12 protein-coding genes are annotated in these 17,256 nt (G+C 44.4%); 4 read left to right on the top strand and 8 right to left on the bottom strand.

What is annotated here, in order from left to right:
* Positions 1–63 precede the first annotated feature (63 nt).
* Positions 64–1,416, top strand: coding sequence for a DUF3800 domain-containing protein (locus tag FEM33_RS19955; protein WP_139013758.1), 1,353 nt, complete (start codon positions 64–66; stop codon positions 1,414–1,416).
* Positions 1,417–1,496: 80 nt separating this feature from the next.
* On the opposite strand, the gene FEM33_RS19950 is transcribed toward FEM33_RS19955, so the two are convergent.
* Positions 1,497–3,074 (bottom strand): sulfatase family protein, encoded by a 1,578-nt coding sequence (locus tag FEM33_RS19950; protein ID WP_139013757.1) that lies wholly within the window; start codon positions 3,072–3,074, stop codon positions 1,497–1,499.
* A 227-nt stretch (positions 3,075–3,301) separates the two neighbouring features.
* Here FEM33_RS19950 and FEM33_RS19945 point away from each other — a divergent pair, with 227 nt between their 5' ends.
* Positions 3,302–5,275: a patatin-like phospholipase family protein gene (locus FEM33_RS19945; RefSeq protein ID WP_139013756.1), complete on the top strand. Its 1,974-nt coding sequence runs from the start codon at positions 3,302–3,304 to the stop codon at positions 5,273–5,275.
* A 128-nt stretch (positions 5,276–5,403) separates the two neighbouring features.
* Here the strand turns inward: FEM33_RS19945 and FEM33_RS19940 are convergent, their stop codons facing one another.
* Positions 5,404–6,519 carry an alpha/beta hydrolase gene (locus FEM33_RS19940; RefSeq protein ID WP_139013755.1) on the bottom strand — a complete coding sequence of 372 codons (1,116 nt, stop codon included), beginning with the start codon at positions 6,517–6,519 and terminating at the stop codon, positions 5,404–5,406.
* A 790-nt stretch (positions 6,520–7,309) separates the two neighbouring features.
* Here FEM33_RS19940 and FEM33_RS19935 point away from each other — a divergent pair.
* A complete protein-coding gene (locus FEM33_RS19935; protein WP_139013754.1) occupies positions 7,310–7,498 on the top strand; it encodes a hypothetical protein in 189 nt (62 codons plus the stop codon).
* Positions 7,499–7,611: 113 nt separating this feature from the next.
* Here FEM33_RS19935 and FEM33_RS19930 read toward each other — a convergent pair whose 3' ends face one another.
* From FEM33_RS19930 to FEM33_RS19915, 4 genes are all read right to left on the bottom strand, one after another.
* Positions 7,612–9,672 (bottom strand): hypothetical protein, encoded by a 2,061-nt coding sequence (locus tag FEM33_RS19930; protein ID WP_139013753.1) that lies wholly within the window; start codon positions 9,670–9,672, stop codon positions 7,612–7,614.
* Positions 9,663–10,292, bottom strand: a complete 630-nt coding sequence (locus tag FEM33_RS19925; protein WP_139013752.1) for a hypothetical protein — start codon at positions 10,290–10,292, stop codon at positions 9,663–9,665. Before FEM33_RS19925 ends, FEM33_RS19930 begins: the two co-directional genes overlap by 10 nt.
* A gap of 729 nt (positions 10,293–11,021) precedes the next feature.
* A complete protein-coding gene (locus tag FEM33_RS19920) occupies positions 11,022–13,481 on the bottom strand; it encodes a TonB-dependent receptor (protein WP_139013751.1) in 2,460 nt (819 codons plus the stop codon).
* Positions 13,482–13,577: 96 nt separating this feature from the next.
* Positions 13,578–14,393 carry an AraC family transcriptional regulator gene (locus FEM33_RS19915; protein WP_139013750.1) on the bottom strand — a complete coding sequence of 272 codons (816 nt, stop codon included), beginning with the start codon at positions 14,391–14,393 and terminating at the stop codon, positions 13,578–13,580.
* Positions 14,394–14,570: 177 nt separating this feature from the next.
* Here FEM33_RS19915 and FEM33_RS26455 point away from each other — a divergent pair, with 177 nt between their 5' ends.
* Positions 14,571–14,729 (top strand): hypothetical protein, encoded by a 159-nt coding sequence (locus FEM33_RS26455; protein WP_161597197.1) that lies wholly within the window; start codon positions 14,571–14,573, stop codon positions 14,727–14,729.
* Between the two features lie 54 nt (positions 14,730–14,783).
* Here the strand turns inward: FEM33_RS26455 and FEM33_RS19910 are convergent, their stop codons facing one another.
* Both FEM33_RS19910 and FEM33_RS19905 read right to left on the bottom strand, forming a co-directional pair.
* Positions 14,784–16,565: an FtsX-like permease family protein gene (locus FEM33_RS19910; protein ID WP_139013749.1), complete on the bottom strand. Its 1,782-nt coding sequence runs from the start codon at positions 16,563–16,565 to the stop codon at positions 14,784–14,786.
* Between the two features lie 104 nt (positions 16,566–16,669).
* Positions 16,670–17,182 (bottom strand): ABC transporter permease, encoded by a 513-nt coding sequence (locus FEM33_RS19905; RefSeq protein WP_139013748.1) that lies wholly within the window; start codon positions 17,180–17,182, stop codon positions 16,670–16,672.
* Positions 17,183–17,256 lie beyond the last annotated feature (74 nt).

The raw sequence follows: 17,256 nt of genomic DNA, 5'->3' as shown, positions 1-17,256 counted from the left end.
TCAGTTCGCATGCAGCAAAAATGCGCTGAATTCTAAAAATCTCATTCCAGATAACCGGAACTTTTGAATAATACCCGGCCGGTAAACCAGGATAATGGCTTGTACGGAACAAACAGCGGCTTGCTTGCGGACCTTGATCCATTTCAGCCATTTCTATGCGTCGGATCGGTTCCGGGCAAGGAAAATAATCCATGCATCCTTACTTTCTGGAGAATGTTTTTTTCCTTTACATTTCAAGAAAACAGCCGATTACATATGCACAACCATCTTGCTTTTCTGGATCATTGGGGAAATAACAATCTGGATTTTAAAAATAAAAGCAATACGCGCAAGAAAGTTTCAACCCATTTCATCGTCACGGCTTTAATCATTCCCAGACAGCAGCTTTCCGAAGTAAGTGAGGTTGTGCGCAATGTACAGCAAAAGTATTTTACAAACGGCCGGATCGATACCCGGATTACAGGCAACAATCCCAAGCTGCGGAAACAGATTCTGGAAGAACTTGTAACTGCGCCGTTTCAGGTTTTTGCATTGATCGTGGACAAGCGGCAGCTCGTTTCTGAAGGTTTGCGTTATAAAGGCTCTTTTTACAAGTTTATACACGGACTTGCAGACCGAGAACTGTTCCGGGTTTTTCCGGATCTGGAAATGATGGCGGCGGCGGAGCAGGAAAGCGATTCATTCATGTCGGGATTCATTCATTTTGTTCAGCAAACGCATATTCCCAATCTTTTCAACGAATCGGCTTTCGGATTTGTACAGGTCAGCCATGAAGAAGTCCTGCAGGCTGCCGGCTACATTGCGGACACGCTCGCCCGCTGCTATGACGAATCGGTACTTTCCGATCAGCGGCGGGAATTCGTGAATGTGCTGCAGCCCCGGCTGCTTACGATCCGTTTCTGGCCTGATGTTTTTCTTCCCGATCTTGTCAAGACCAATGCGGAAGGTTCAGGATTTAACAAAATACTGGCGGAACTGAGCATTAATAAAGCCAGTGACTTCCTGCAGCGGAAAGCGCCGAGCCAGACGCTGCATATCATGGATCAGCTCACGACGCTGAGTTATCTTCTGTTCCATTTCCGGCATATCAATCCATTGCGTTACATTTCCAGTTTCGAGCTTATGGAGCACATAAAAACCCGGCACAGCCGTCCGGTTTCGCTGCATTATTTTCAAACCAAAGTGATTGCGCCGCTGCGTGATGCAGGCGTGCTCATTGCAAGCAGTTCAAGAGGTTACAAGCTGCCGGCCAGTGAAGCGGATCTCTACGATTTTGTCAATCACAGCAATGCCATTATTGAACCCATGCTTTCACGTGTCCGGAAATTCAGGGATTCGATCAGGGCGGCTACGAACGGCGAACTGGATGTGCTGGCAAATGAAGAATACAGTCTGATCAGAAAAGGCATTGAATAAATCTTTCCTGAAATCAGAAAGGAAGTGAATAAAGGTGTTCAGGCAACCAGAAGCGACTAACTGCCTGAACAACCGAGCGCTTATTGCGGGCTGCTTTCAAAAAGTTTCAGCGCTTCGTCATCCTTGTACTTGATGATATCCGCTTTCAGCTGTGCTTTCAACGAAGCCGTTATTTTCTCGTAACCTTTTGCGCCATACATGTTTTTAAGGTTCTGGGGATCTTTCTGAATATCGTATAATTCCCAGAAATCTTCCGGTCCGTAAAAACGTGCAAGCGTGTAACGGCTTGTGCGCAGACCAAAATGCGGCGCTACATGATGCGGCTGCGGAAATTCATAATAATGGTAATAAGCCTGTTCCCGCCACGGCGCTTTTTTGCCCGCCAGCAACGGCAGAAACGATTCGCCCTGAATATCTTTCGGAACGGCAGTGCCTGTCATATCCAGTATGGTCGGAGCCCAGTCGATGTTGGAAACTACATTCCGAACTTGACTGCCGGGCTTGATCATGCCGGGATAACGGATCACAAACGGTGTTTTCAAAGATTCTTCATAAATCCAGCGCTTGTCAAACCAGCCGTGCTCGCCGAGGTAAAAACCCTGATCGGAAGTGTAAATAACGACCGTATTTTTCGCAAGGCCGCTTTTATCCAGATAGTCAAGCAGTTTTCCGATGTTGCGGTCAAGCGAATTGGCCGTTGCCAGATAATCTTTCAGATAACGCTGATACTTCCATTCCACCAACGCTTTGCCGCTGAGTTTCTTTTCATCAAATTCCTTGCTGATCTTGTTTTCATAATAGTCGTAATAAGCCTTTTTCTGTTCGGGTGACAGGCGGCTGTACGTTCCGTTCGGATTGGCGTTGTCGTAATCGGCATGTATTTTCAGGTCCGTTTTCAGGATCATGGTTTTTTCAATGCTCATATCCTGTTTCTGGGCGGCAAGCCTTCCTTCATACTGATCGTAAAAAGTGGGCGGAATCGGGAAATCAACATGGTCGTAAGCACCGAGGTCTTCCAGGGCAGGCAGCCATTCGCGGTGCGTTGCCTTGTGCCCCACAACGAGAAAGAAAGGCTTGGAGTTATCCCGTTTTTGCAGCCACTCGGTTGATAGATCCGTAATCACATCCGTAACATAGCCCGGATAGCGAACGGTTTTGTTGTCCGAATTGACAAAATCCGAATTATAGTAACTGCCGTGACCGGGCAGTACATTCAGGTAATCAAACCCGTGCGGCAGCGAGCCAAGGTGCATTTTCCCGATCCATGCTGTCTGATAACCGTTTTTCTGCAGTTCTTCCGTAAATACCGGCTGATCGATATTGAATTGCTTTTCATTCAGTTTGTAGCCGTTCATATGGCTGAACTTGCCCGTCAGCAGCGTGGCACGGCTCGGGCCGCAAATGGAATTGACCACCACATTATTGTAAAGAATGGCGCCTTCTCTGGCTATGCGGTCGATGTTCGGCGTTTTGGCAAGTTTGCTGCCGTAAGCGCTGATGGCCTGGGAAGTATGGTCGTCGGAAATGATGAAAATGACATTCGGGCGTTCGGGTGCTTTTACAGGCCGGCCGGAGGGCGTAAAGCCCGGCGAAGCGATCAGCAGGATGCCAAGCGCCATGGCACTCAGCAACAATACAGGTACAAATCGTTTGTTCATGTAAAAAGGTTAAGATTTCAAGCAGGACTGGTTTTTACCAATTAATTTGCCGCAATATATTCAAGAAGTTCCAATTCGTTCAGGCATACTGTTTGAAGTAAAAGAATAGCAGCCATGAAAAGCCGCAGCTGAAAAGGTATAACGGGATCATGCCGAATAAACAGGTTGTGTTCCCATGACTGAAAGATGCCGTAAACAGACAATGACGAAATCCCCTATTTTCAAGCATGGAAAACAGCATCCGGCAGGATTCCGAACGAACGCACAACCCTTTTGACAACATTGCACTGGCGTTATCCGGCGGAGGTTTCCGGGCCGCTTCTTTCAGCCTGGGCGTACTCAGTTATCTGGATACATTGAAGCTGGAAAGCGGCTCAACGCTACTGAGCCGGGTCACTTACATTTCATCGGCATCCGGCGGAACAATGGCTGGCGCCATGTATACGCTGAACAATGCCCGGGGACTTCCTTTTGGCACTTTTTATAAATCGCTTCTGGAAAATCTGGAAGGTACCGACCTGCTGGACAAGGTTTTTGGAATTCTGAACGATGACAAACAATGGGAACTCAGGCCGAACAAGCAACGGAATATCATAAACGCATTTGCACTTGCCTACGACTCGGCACTCTTTGATGCAGCCTTGCTCGGCGATCTTTACCAGTCCGGATCGCCGGCACATATTCAGGAAATCTGTTTCAACGCAACCGAATTTTACAAAGGGCTTTTATTCAGGCAGAATATCAAAATGCAGCCCGACCCGCTTTACAAATCGGACGAGCAGTTCCGGTTCGGAAACAGGAATATCAGCCTTTCTTATAAATCGGCTAAAAGGCTGAAACTTTCGGATTTGCTGGCTGCTTCCTCGTGCTTCCCGGCTGGCTTTGAACCCGTTGTTTTTCCGGACGATTTCACTTACAATGCCTATTCATCCCATGTAAAAACCGCTTTGCCGGAGTTGAACAAAAGAGAATTGCTGGACGGGCTATTTGTCAGGCTGAAAGAATATGACAAAACCGAACTGGAAAGACTGTATGGAAAACCTGCTGCCGAACAGATCATTGCTTCCCTTCCGCCCGGCCCGGAACCGGATGATATCATCCGGCTTGCAAGCCAGTTTCCTTTTGTGGACGATTTCAAAATCGGCATGATGGATGGCGGCATTACGGATAATCAGGCGCTGGAAAGCATTCTGGATGCACAGGAAAGAAGGAAGTCGGGAAAAACGGTTTTCAAACCCTTTGATTTGATGCTGATCAACGATGTCGGAAGCGATTTTATAGACCCGTACATTCCTGATGCAAAAAAGGACGCATACACGGGTATCAAAGGCATTACAATCCATAGCATCATCATCTTGCTTCTGATTGCAGGCACGCTTTCCGCTGCTCTGACGGCATCCGGATTTTTGTATATACAACCAATAAACCAGGCCAAAATCGCGATTGCAGCCGGAACGGCCTGTTTTCTGGTGAGCGCAATTGTGCTGGCCGCACTGTTGCTGGTCCGGTCTTACATCAAGGGAAATATTCATTTGATCGGCGGCCTGAACCTGGACAAGAACTTTTCCAGAAACATTGTCACCAATCTGTTCAGTCACTTTGGTGCCACGCCGCTGCTGGTGATTGTCCGGATGTTTCAGGAACGGATCAGCTCGGTTCTGCTGCTGAACAATGACGTATTTTTAAAGCGCATCCGTTATTTGCTTTATCACAATGCCTATGAAAGCAAGAAGTACATTTACCGCCTCAAAACAAACCATATTTACGATCTTTCATTTTCCAATGATTATGTCAGGCAGAATATTCCTTCGTTAAAGCCCGGCAGAGCGGTTCAGATTGTTGCCCAGGCTGCATTCGAAACGGGTACAACGCTCTGGTTTGATGCATCCAGCCAGCAGTCGGGAAAATTGCCGGCACTGATTGCCTGCGGCCAGTTTACAACCTGCTACAACCTGCTGGAATATATTTACCGCATGAAATCGGTCCGGAAAAACAAGGCCTCTTATTTCAGTTCGCTTCCCGTTGCAGAACAGGAAAAAATCAATGCGCTTGAAAAAGCCCTGAAAGCAGATTATGCCCGTTTTAATTCTGATCCTTTCTGGCTTTACAATCAGAGTGGAACGCAGTTCGAGATTAAAGGATTCAAGCCATGGGACATGTCAGGCTTTCCTTTTCCGGCTGTATTTGAAGGGTTGAGGTAATGAAATTTTCAGCAATGCTGCGTTTAGAGCATCGGGGGAACTCCGATAATGCCTTTTCACATTTTTGTTAGCTAAAAAAACAGCCGGACTCCCAAACGGAATCCGGCTGCAATACGATTTTTGTCAGCTTACTTATTGAATGCCTTTTTAAATTCAGCCGCGGCAAAAGCCTGCGCATCTTTTGCATCCGGCACAACGGCTGCCGCACCAAAAAATTCATGCGTTACGCCTGTATACAGCCTGGAAGTCACTTCCACGCCCGCAGCTTTCATTCTTTCGGCCAGCAAACTTCCTTCACTCTGCAACGGATCAATTTCAGCCAGAATAATGGTTGTAGACGGAAGTCCGCTCAGATCCGCATTCACAATTGAAATCTTCGGGTTCGTTACTTCGGAAATGGTGTTCAGGTAATTTCTGAAAAACCATTGCATAGACGGCTTGTCAAGCGGTTTGGCCGCAGCATATTTCGTATAAGAAGCCGATGTCGTGTCCGAATTGGCAATCGGATAAACCAGAAGTTCATGAACAGGCAGACTCACATTGCTGTCACGCGCCATGATGCTTACGTTTGCCGCAAGGTTTCCGCCTGCACTTTCACCGGCCACGCCAATTTTGGTGGTATCGCCCCGGAAAGTTGCCGCATTGTTCATTACCCATTGATAAGCCTGAAATGCGTCGTTATGCGCTGTCGGGAATTTTCTTTCCGGACCTTTTCTGTAACCTACGGAAACCACAATCGCACCGGTCTGCTCGGCCAGCGCACTGGCAGAAGCATCGTACACGTCAATATTGGCAATGACCCAGCCGCCGCCATGGTAATAGACAATGACCGGAAACGGTGCGCTGCCAGTTTTCGGCGTATAAACACGTGCATGAATGGATCCGCCGGTTACCGGAATATCTTTTCCGGCCGTATCCACCTGCGGAGCCGGCACAGCAATGTTGAATTTGGCTACAAGATCCATTACGGCATCCTTGACCGTATGGTTCATACGTGCCTGTTGAGGTGTAAGCGTCGGAATCGGTTTGTCGCCGTAACTTAGTAACTGCTCCACAACGGCCCACATTTCATTGTCAATATCCGGGGCCCATGCCGGCTTGGCACCAACCGGTGTTACTGTCCCCGGCGCCTGCGGATTGTGGTCTTCCAGTGAGCAGGAAACCAGACTGAAAAACAAACCGGAAACAAGGAGGTAATAAAAAATTCGGACTGAGCTTTTACGCGGGTTAAATCTGATTTTCATGAATTTGCTGTTGAATAATTGTTAATTTCAAAAGCATGATTCAATTACTGTACCTTATTAAATACAAGCTGTAACCCGTAAATAAATTTCCAGTTGAGGCATATTTTCCTCTATTTACGTATACCGACGTTTACTGTTCTGCAAAACCGGGATTGTACTTTCCCATATATTCATTTTTAATTGCTGAAAAAGGCAAATGTCAACATGCTGATGAAAGCTTTTTCAAAAGTTGGGTTACCTTTTTTTACATCATGATATTTCCTTTTTTCCGGAGCACTTTCTTTGTCACTTAAATTCAGAGCAAAGGCTGTTAGCTGCTGGCTTTAAGCATTCAGCATGCAGCCGTTCACTCTGAGCCAATAGCTGTAAGCCTGAAGCAAATGGCTGTCAGAACAAATGCATTTCGTGCAATCTGTCTTTTGTCTGGCATTATTTTATTTGGAAATTCACAGAAGCGTATATGGAATTCACAACATTGTGATAAATGTTTTTCGGAATAAAAACCCGAATGAATTTATTTAACGGTTTGACTTTATTCAAAATAGTTGAACAAATGTTCAGTAATTAGCTATCTGTGCAACAATCAGCTAATTTGCAGCTTTTTTCGTACTAATTGCTATTTGATTATATGATTTTCAATATATTGCTGAAATAAATCGGGACACAATACCGGGTTTACACTCTGCAAGTCATAAAAGATCTTTGTTGTAACCCATCAAGAGAATGCCCTGTTCAGGTATTCTCTTTTTTTTGTAGCAAAGATTCTGAACCTGAAATTACCTCATAAATAATGAACCGAATTGAAGCAGCTGTTAAAAAATACAAGTGGCTATTATTATCTTATCCCAAAGGCTGGTGGCATAAGTTTGTGCTCCGTGAAGTCATCAAACTCCGCACCTGGACCATCAGTAACTTCGGCGCAAGTACATGGAATCACTGGTGCGAATCCATGAAAGTAAAGCCGGAAGAACCGGAATAAACAGGAACGTTTACTGTAAAAGGCTTTTGAAATCCTTTTACAGTAAACGTTCCTGTTTTAAAACATTTTGTTGTACGGCATTTCATTTTTATAGAAAAACCAGCGCATGCATTTTACCAGAAACGGAATCCGAAACGGCCTGCCGCCCTGCGGAAATAGGCTCCGCTCGGCGTAGTGGTATTGATATTCTGATTTGCAATACTTTTATTATACAACCCTCCTATTCCGTAATTCAGACTTCCCTCAATAAAAAAACCGAAATGTTTTCTTTGCATTTCCAGTCCGAACCCGCCGATAATAGAAGATACGGTTTTCTTTAATTGCTTTCTGTCCTTGACAATAACCGAAGTGGCATAATTCTCAAATTCATAATTTACCGGAATGATTTCCTCTCTTCCGATTTTGATATAAGGTCTTATTTTATTCGGATTGGTGTTGGAAAGATGAAGTTTTACAGCCAGTGACAAACTTACGCCTTCCAGCTTGTACCGCGCCGTTGTGTATGCTTCATTATCCAGTGCATAATAAAAGGAATTGAAATATTCAGCTCCGGCCACTACGTCAATCGGATTATGATGATCAATAAACGACGCATCAATTCCGCCTGTTGTAACCAGGCCGTAACTCAGTCTTTTATTCGAGTACGCCGGTTTATTGGTACCCACGCTCCCCGTCAGTCCGATGCGGTACATCGGACGAATTTCTCTGGATTTGATTTCTGCCAGTCCTCTTCGTACTTCCTGATCCCGTTCCGTCACATTGCAGACATCCAGCGCAGCCATTTGCTGATATTTAAGCCTGGCATCTTCAAACTTTTTGTCCTGGGTAAGTTTTTTTGCGTCTGCCAGATAACCCTCCAGCGTACGCGCATCGGCACTCATCTGATGGATGGAATCCTGCAGACTCTGGTAAGATTCGAGTATGTCGTTTTTCTGTTCACAATTTCCAAGCTGCCGTGAAATATTGTCCCATATCCTTTTGGCTTCAGACGGTTTGCATGCTTTCAGGTGCTCTCTTACAATGATGATTCCGCGGTTGAAAGCCGGTGCTCCTGCACAGGGTGCCGGCGCTGCATCGATATTGACTTCCTGGCCTTGCGCAATGGCTTCATACTTTCTGGCAACACTTACATTGCCCGATTTCCGTGCCTGATCCGCATAGGCTTCAAAGGTTCTGGTTTTATCATTTCGGATACATTCCTCAAGACTGGCTTTTACATCTTCCGGCAGTTCCTTGATGGACCTCACCATGCTGTCAATACTGTAATAGGCACTTTTTACGGTTCTGGAATTTTCCGCGCTGGACTTTAACATGCCGATTTTATACTGGATGCTTTTGTACTGGCTTAGTGTACTGACAAGCGATTGGGAATACGCAAGCTGCGACTGGTTTTGGCTGATGTAATTCAGCAGCAGATCCGTTTCGCAGTTCTGCGCATAGCTCAGCATGGAATTGCTGCCTTCTATTTTTGCAATAATTTCCTTGGTCTTTGTTTCAACGGTATTGATTACCGGAACTCCCTTGATTCTGCGGTAACTTTCCAGCAGTTCCTTTTCCTGTTCAAGCGACAATTTCTGCGACTTTGACATCCTGTATTTCCGTCCCCATTCCCGCAGTTCCTTCGTAATTTTCAGGCCTTCTTCATACTGCTCCTTTAACGTTGCTGAAAAATTGCCGCCGTACTTTTTAGCCATGCTGTAATCCCTTTCCGCGCCCAGCGTATCCAGATCACGCAGCTTTTTCTGGCCTTTATAAGCCAGTTCGCTGGCCAGGATTCTTCTTTCAAAATCTTTTGTACCCGAATTGTTGGAGCCCGCCATTTGCGCAATGCATTCGTCAATTTTCGTGTCAAATGCCGTCAGGCTGCCTACGCCTTCAAAACTCCTGTGCTTTTTATACACATTAATGGCCTCCGGATATTTGCCTGCTTTCTGAAGTCTTTGTCCTTCGATGTAAAGTTTTTTCAACCCTTCGGCCTGTTTCAGCCGGTACGAAAAACTGGGTTCGTAAGCGCGGTATAAAACAATCGCATTGTCAAACTGACCGGCTTCCAGCTTCTTTTCGGCTTCTTCCCAGACTGCCCACAATTCGCCGGATTTGTTAACCGGCTTTTGCGCCATACCCGAATGAATCCACAAAAACATTCCGGCAATCACGTACATTACTACTCGCATACTTTCGGTTCAGAATTGGTTAAAGAAGCTGCATATTCGTAATATTCATTTGCGATATGATACAGATGCGGCGCATTTGCAGCTTTAAATGCCTGACATTTCTCATCTCCCTGTTTGTTGTAAAGTTCAGCCAGTTCTTTTTTCGAAAGGCTTTTATTGGATTCTTCAATGGAACTGATCCCGCTCCCGACCGGAGCTTTCACTCCATTTTCCTTGCTTTCCATTTTCACTGCATCCTGTTTTTCACTTGCTGTTTTTACCGCATTTTGTTTTACACTTTCCGTTTTGACCGCATCCGGCTTTTCTGCGGGACGCTCAACAGACGTCAGCGACGCGATCTGCTCTTCTTCTGGAAGCCATGTTTTCAGATCCTGCTTTTGCTTGTCGTTCAATCCAGTTGCTGAAAGTTTCTGCTCGATTACATTTTTCCATTCCGGATTGTCTACAAGATCTTCTTCATATTGCTGCCATACCCCTTTTATTTCTCCGTATGATCTTGCCTCACTCAGCTTGTCTTTTGCCATTTCCAGCACAGTAGGCCGCACAAAAAGCCAGACAATAAAGCCCAGCATTATTAACAATGAAATGATATACTTTAAATATCTTAATCTGAAACGCATGTTGGTTAATTGTTGATTGACAATTTAAAATAGCAGGCTATTTAATTTGCCATATATTACCTTGAATGATGTACTTTTTAAAAGCTGTTAAACTGAATTTAATGTGTCTTTTAATTAAACTAAACTTTAAACATTTAATGAAATGTACTGCATTATCAAACTAGTTAGTATTACAACTAGTACTATTTTTACAACATATAATTTTAGTTTTTAATAAATTATAAAGATTATTTTACATGTATTATTTACTTCTAATGCATTCATAATCAGACTAAAAAATCATTCCCTTTCTGATTACAAAGCGCAGGAAGCCAAAAAATGTATTTCAAAAAACAAAAGTAAAATATATCCGCCAGAATGATTCCGAAATAAACAATTCATATTTCACATACAGCGGTTTATTTCTGGTAATAAAAGCAATTTGTTCCGGTTTAATCTTTTACAAATTGGCGCCGTCTGTATTGTTTCCATTTACGGATTTCAGCCTCAAAACGATCTTTGTTTATCATTTTAAAATCCGGCACAGGAAGATTTTACGGTAAAATCCTGCCGGTAAAGCGCATGTTAAAAACGGCCATTTTATATCTTTTGCAAAAACGAACCGAAAAGTTGATAAATAATACAGGCATGCATACAAGCTGAAAAACAGGATTATAAAAAAATTTCCCTGATCTATCGGCTGACAAATCAGGGAAATCCTTTTATATAAAATAAATTACAAAAAGCCGCTCAGAATTCTTTTTCTCCGAATTCGCTGGCTGGCAGCTTTGACTTTTTAGAAGTCTGGTTCAGGTTGAAAACAAGGTTCAGCTGAAAAATATCTATTTCCTGAATGTAATTGGTTGTTGTAAAAAAATCCCTTCCGGATGTTGTAATCCGCTGCCTGTTGGTGCCGAGCAATCCGAGGTCTATATTTTGCCATTGCAGCGTTGCGGCAAGTTTTCCGTTCAGAAACGTTTTTCTGGCCGACATGCCCGGTGTAATAAACCGTGAATCTTCACCCTGTGCGGTCACTCGTTTGGAAAGGTAATTATACGATGCCTGAAGCTGAAAAGACGGCGAAATCCGGAACGTGGTATTGGCATTGACCGTATAAACCAGACTGGCCGTATTCACCTGAACATCATTATTGAACAAAGAACCTTTTATCCGGTATTGATACACATTTGCACCCGCATAAAACTGCCACCATTTTGCAATATTCAGCGTGCTGCCCGCTTCCAGCCCCCACGAGGTGGCCAGGCCGGCATTGGTATAAATCCGGTTCAGAATGGTGTCGTTATAAACCGAATTCACACGGTTTACAACGTTTTTTATGCGCTGGTTATAAACGGTTGCAAAAACGCTTCCTTTGCCGAAATCCTTGGTTATGCCCACTTCGCTCAGGTCAATGAATTCCGGCAGGACATTGGGATCGCCGGATTCGAGCGTTTCGGAATGTTCGCGTTCGGGAAACGGATTGAGCTCACTGTTTGTCGAGCGCTGTACTCTTTTGCTGTACCCGGCCTTGGCCCTGAACGAATTGCTGAACTGATATTGTAAATTAAGCGTCGGAAAAAGATTGGACAGATCAAGATTGCGCGCGGGCTCACTTCCGGCTGTAAATGCGCGTGTGGCATATTCATAACGAAGTCCGGCGATATATTCCAGTTTTCCCGGTTTGGCAGAATACTGGCCGTAAAGCGAATGGATTTGATTGACAACTTCGGTGTTGCTGCTGAACTCCGGAACAATCTGAAACAAACCGCTTTCCGTATCCAGGTCGAGATATTGAAAATTTCCTTTCTGAACCTGATTTCTGAACTGGTAACCTGTTTCCAGCCTGCCTTTTCCCAAATTCACCGTGTAATCCGCCCGGAGCCTCCACGCATTCAGCGGATTCCGGCTCGGGTTTCTGCTGCTCTGCAGTATTTCCTGCCGGCCGGGGAGGGAAAGATTCTGATTGGTTGTCAGCCCGTCCAGATCCGCTTTTTCAAATAAGCCGGAAAATGTCAGCGCTGATTTATTGGCAAAAAAGTGGGTGTAGTCCAGATTTCCCAGCATGATATCGCCTGATTTTTCGGCTACATTGGAATTGAAATAGGTAATCTGTCCGATGGTTTTGCCGGTCAAAAGGTCCGTTTTGGTATTGTTATAAACAATGTCCGCACGCCGCGATTGTGAACGGAAGCCTTTGTATAAACCGGCGGAAAAAGCATTGCGCGAATCGGGCGTAAAGGAAACAGCAGCGCGCGCAGTGTAGTTATATCTAATAAAACTTCTTTCGCCCTCGGATGGAAAAGCGGTAAATACATTTTGGATTGTCGTATGCACGTCCCCGATCCGGCGTCCGGCAATGTCGTTGCGAAGGTAATTGGCGCTTGCGCTGAAATCCCATTTTTCAGAACGGACATTAAAAGCAGCATCCGCACCGAAGCGAAGCGGATGATGAAGGTTGTTGTACGTATATACCGCAGGCAGCCCGCCTGTTATCCCCGCTGAAAACGAACGTCTGCCGGCCTGCGCCGTTTTCGTGGAAATATTGATGATTCCTGCTTTTCCGTCCGGATCAAAACGTGCCGAAGGCGATGTGATCACTTCAACATTTTCAATCGTATTGGCCGGAATCTGGTTCAGAATGGTTGCCGCATCGGCCTGAACGGGCTTTCCGTTCACCAGAACCAGAAATCCGGAAGATCCGCGCAAAGTAATTTCACCTTCACTGTTAACCGTCACTGAAGGCGTATTTCTGAGCACGTCAATCGCTGTACCGCCCTGACTGTTCAGGAATTTATCTGCACGGTAAACCTGCCGGTCTATTTTGTTTTCAACCGTTTGCCGTTCCGACGTAACATTCAGTTCCTGAAGTGTTCTTACATCCGGTTCCAGGGCAATGGTCTGCAGATCAATGATCGATTTTCCAGCTGACATTTCAGGCAATGCGACAACGGATTTGCTGTATCCGATATACTGTGCTACTATATAGTATTTTCCCGAAGGAATGTTTTTAAATGCAAACCCGCCGTTTTCGTTGGCAAGCAGGCCGTTCACAATGGCAGAGTCCAGCGGATTAAAAAGCGCGACGGAGCAGAACGGCAGCGGCTGTCCGGACCGGTGATCGGTTACTTTTCCGGTTATGGTAAAATTTTCCTGTGCGCGGACGGATAAAGCGGAAACAAAAATGCCAAGGATCAGCAGAAGTAATTTCATTGCGGGTAAGTTGCCTTTTAGGATGTTTTATAAAATGGCAAATATAACCCTACCAAACCGCTAGACTTTGTACATTCGTGCCGATTTCTGGTATATTCAGGAAATTCCTTTGCGGTAAATGCCCGGCAATACGCCCGTTTGTCGTTTGAAAAACTTGTTGAAGTGCGAAGGATCAGTAAATCCAAGTTCGTACGCAAGCTCGGTCAGATTTTTGTGGGAGTACAAAAGCTGCTTTTTTGATTCTGCAGTCAACCTTTCATTGATAATGGCACCGGCCGTTTTTCCCAGAAATTTTTTACATCCGGCATTCAGTGTCTTGGCCGTTACATTCAATTGATCCGCATAAAAACCGATTTCGTGCCGGGTCCTGAATTCCGTTTCAAGCATATCAAAAAACTTCTGCAGCAAGAAAGGATAAGGCAGTGCTTCATCCGATCCCGTATGCCTTTTTAGAAGATTGAACAACAGCAGCAAATAGGTTTGGATAACCGCCTGATAATTGAACTCGCGCCGGTTATACTCCGCTTCCATATCATTGAAAATCCGGGTAAATGTTTCATTTTCGTCCCCTATCTGAAAACCGCTTGGAAAAGGAAGCGGGAAAGTCTGAAACAAGGCATTATACAGCGGATGATCCAGTAAAAAATCCTTTTGCATCATGGCCACATAACCTTTCGGAATTTCCGTTAACTCCCAGCTGTGAATCTGCCCGGGCATCACAAGGTAAAGGCTGTTCGGCTGAACAGGAAAGCGGTTAAAATCAATCTGGTGAATTCCTGCTCCCTGCTGAAGGTAAATGATTTCAAGATAATCCTTATGCCCGTGCGGATCGGTCGTTTTGATAACTTCCTTCATTCTTTTGATCCTGAAAAGCTCGTTTTCATGGAGCTTGTTCTTTATTGGAACGTTCATTGGCAACTTTTTGGATGATATAACAAATTCGGACCTGAACATGATTCGCTTTTACAAATGACTTCAAAATTCAGGACTTGGCATCAACAATTTTTATTCCAGTGTAATTTTTAAATTGAAGCGATAGACTTATCGACGGATTTTGCTTTTGAAAGCGAAATTCAACAGCTGCGTTATATGCACGAGAAAAATGACCTTGACAGAAACCGCCCGATCAAAGGCAGAACGGAGCAAGGAAGAGGCCATTCGGTAGATATGGCATCCGGCGACAGGCTGGGCCGTTCACCGGAAGCCGGCGGAAAACGGATGCGTTACACGGATATGCCCGGTAATTGAAAAGTTTATTGCAAATACGGAAAACCGGATAATGACTGAAAAAATCCATGTTTGTTAATCCGTCGCTAAACTTTTTACAGGATTCATCCATGCTGCTTTGATTACCTTGAAACCGACCGTCAAAAAAGTTACGGATAAAATTATAATTCCGCCCGAAGCCAAAATCCACCAGTGAAAATGAATGCGGTATGCAAAGCCGTCAAGCCAGTTTTTCATCACATACCAGGCAATTGGCGCAGCAATGATGAAGGCTGTTGAAACAAGAATCAAAAACTCTTTTCCAAATAGTAAAATAATATTGTTAACGCCCGCGCCAAGCACTTTCCTGACACCGATTTCCTTTGTTTTATGCGTAACCATAAAAGAAATCATTCCGTATAAACCGAGGCAGCAAATTAAAATGGCAATCATGGCAAAGGATCGGATCAATGTGGCAAGCTGGTCTTCCTTTTCGTAAAATTTTTCGATTTTTTCGTCTACAAACTGATAGGTAAAAACCTCTTCCGGGTAAATTTTCTGCCAGGCATTTTGAATGCGAAGTATTGATCTGGAAAAATCTTCAGTATCCAGCCTGACCGCAACTTCCTTGTATAGTTTGGGATGATGAAATAGGGCACATGGCTTAATTTCTTCCTGCAATGATTTCAGATGAAAGTTGTTTACAACGCCCACAATTTTACCTTCCAAACCGGAATTTCCATCCACAAACTGCTTTCCGATCATGTGCTCCGGATTACGGATTCCTGCCTTTTGCATCAATTCCCTGTTCACCAAAAATTCGGTGACGGAATCACGAATGATGAAATTACGTCCGGCAAGCAAAGGGATTTTATAAGTATCCAGATAACTTTCATCGCCAAAGCGGTCGCTGATCATAAACTTTTCCCAATCTGCACGATTATCAAACCGGACAGAACCGCCGTAACCCATTGTGGACATAGGCGCTTCATACTGATAACTGACCGTTTTAATATCCGGAAAATGCAGCAAACTGTTCTTTAATAATGACCGGACCTGCTGAGTGGAATCACTTGCAGGAAGCGGAATTGTAATCACCGCATTCTGGTTAAAACCCGGATCTGCATTCCGGAAAAAATTCAGCTGAAGAACTAATACCAATGTACCAATAACCAGAATTTGTGCGATAATTAATTGGAATGCAATAAGCGAACGTCTTAATCCGAAACTTCCCGATTGCTGCATTCCAGTTTTATTTTTCAATGCAATAACCGGGTTAAAACCGGAAATGATTACGGCCGGATAAAACCCGGCAGCCATCATCACCATGGACATTGTTAAAAACCAGAATAGCAGAAGTCCGGGCTGGAACAATACTTCAATATTAAATGCATGTGTATTTGTCCAATCATTCAGCAATGGTAAAAATACGGCTGAAAATGCGAATGCAAGCAAGGCCGAACACATCGTCAGAATGGCTGTTTCCAGCATGAATTGCCAGAATAGCTGACTTCTGGTTCCGCCCAGAACCTTTCTGACGCCGATTTCCCTCGAACGTTTTAATGCCTGCGCCGTTGCCAGATTCACAAAATTAATGCATGCGATCAGCAGCAGAAATCCGCCGACACCGGCCAGAATCCACAGGATGGAACGACGTATTTTTCCGTCATATCTTTCATCAAAATGGACTTCGGACAAAGGCTGTAATTTGTGATTGTAATATTTTGCAATTTCACCGTAATATTTTTTCCCATTTACACGGATCTGCCTTTCCGTGCGTGCAGCTTGTTCTGCATTTTTCAGTTTTATAAACGTTTCGTTGCGCGCACTTAACCAGCTGAAATTATCCATTTCATACGATGGATCAAACTTTTTCAATGTGGGCAGGGAAATGTAAATTTCATCGTTCAGGTCAGTTGGAAATGCATTGTTTTTAATAATGCCCGCAACTTTCAGATCCAGTTTATTATTAAGTCGTAAAATCAGGCCCGCTGCGTTTTTTTTCCGAAATATTTCTCAGCCTGCCTTTCACTGATGACAATATGATACGGTTCTTTCATGATTGCAGGACCAGACTTTTCCAGCCATTCAAAGGCGAACATATCCATGAAATCCTGATTGGCGAAAGCAATTTTATCCTTTTCAATAAAGCGATGAACACCATTTTCCTGAACTGAAGAAAGCGTGGCATCCGGCAATTTCCGGATCAAACCGGCCTGTTCAATCTGGGGATAATCCTGCGATAATGACATGGCTAACGGAACAGACGAATCCGTTCCGCGCTGTATTCCTTCATCCAGCATCATATCCAGAACGACCCGGTATATACGATCAAAGTCAGGCTGATGCCTGTCTGTTTTTAAATGAAACTGCAGAAATAAAAAGATGAGAACGGCGCCGCACATTCCCATACTCAGGCCCAGTACATTCAGCAGAAAATAGGATTTGTTTATGCGCAGATTCCGGATTGCAATTCGAATGTAATTCTTTATCATTTTTTTGGATCATTTTTAAATTCAGTCTGCATACAATGATAAATATATCCAATCCGGTATCCGCAGCTGAGCAG

It is taken from the genome of Dyadobacter flavalbus (assembly GCF_006149045.1).
Taxonomy (GTDB): Bacteria; Bacteroidota; Bacteroidia; order Cytophagales; family Spirosomataceae; genus Dyadobacter; species Dyadobacter flavalbus.
Note: the sequence above shows the minus strand (reverse complement) of the source record. Positions and strands in the feature narration are given on the sequence as shown.

Coding starts and splice junctions, on each gene's coding strand:
- FEM33_RS19935 (WP_139013754.1), top strand. CDS start 7,310: ATGAACCGAATTGAAGCAGCTGTTAAAAAATACAAGTGGCTATTATTA.
- FEM33_RS19930 (WP_139013753.1), bottom strand. CDS start 9,672: ATGCGAGTAGTAATGTACGTGATTGCCGGAATGTTTTTGTGGATTCAT.
- FEM33_RS19950 (WP_139013757.1), bottom strand. CDS start 3,074: ATGAACAAACGATTTGTACCTGTATTGTTGCTGAGTGCCATGGCGCTT.
- FEM33_RS19925 (WP_139013752.1), bottom strand. CDS start 10,292: ATGCGTTTCAGATTAAGATATTTAAAGTATATCATTTCATTGTTAATA.
- FEM33_RS19915 (WP_139013750.1), bottom strand. CDS start 14,393: ATGAACGTTCCAATAAAGAACAAGCTCCATGAAAACGAGCTTTTCAGG.
- FEM33_RS19940 (WP_139013755.1), bottom strand. CDS start 6,519: ATGAAAATCAGATTTAACCCGCGTAAAAGCTCAGTCCGAATTTTTTAT.
- FEM33_RS19920 (WP_139013751.1), bottom strand. CDS start 13,481: ATGAAATTACTTCTGCTGATCCTTGGCATTTTTGTTTCCGCTTTATCC.
- FEM33_RS26455 (WP_161597197.1), top strand. CDS start 14,571: ATGCACGAGAAAAATGACCTTGACAGAAACCGCCCGATCAAAGGCAGA.
- FEM33_RS19945 (WP_139013756.1), top strand. CDS start 3,302: ATGGAAAACAGCATCCGGCAGGATTCCGAACGAACGCACAACCCTTTT.
- FEM33_RS19905 (WP_139013748.1), bottom strand. CDS start 17,182: ATGATAAAGAATTACATTCGAATTGCAATCCGGAATCTGCGCATAAAC.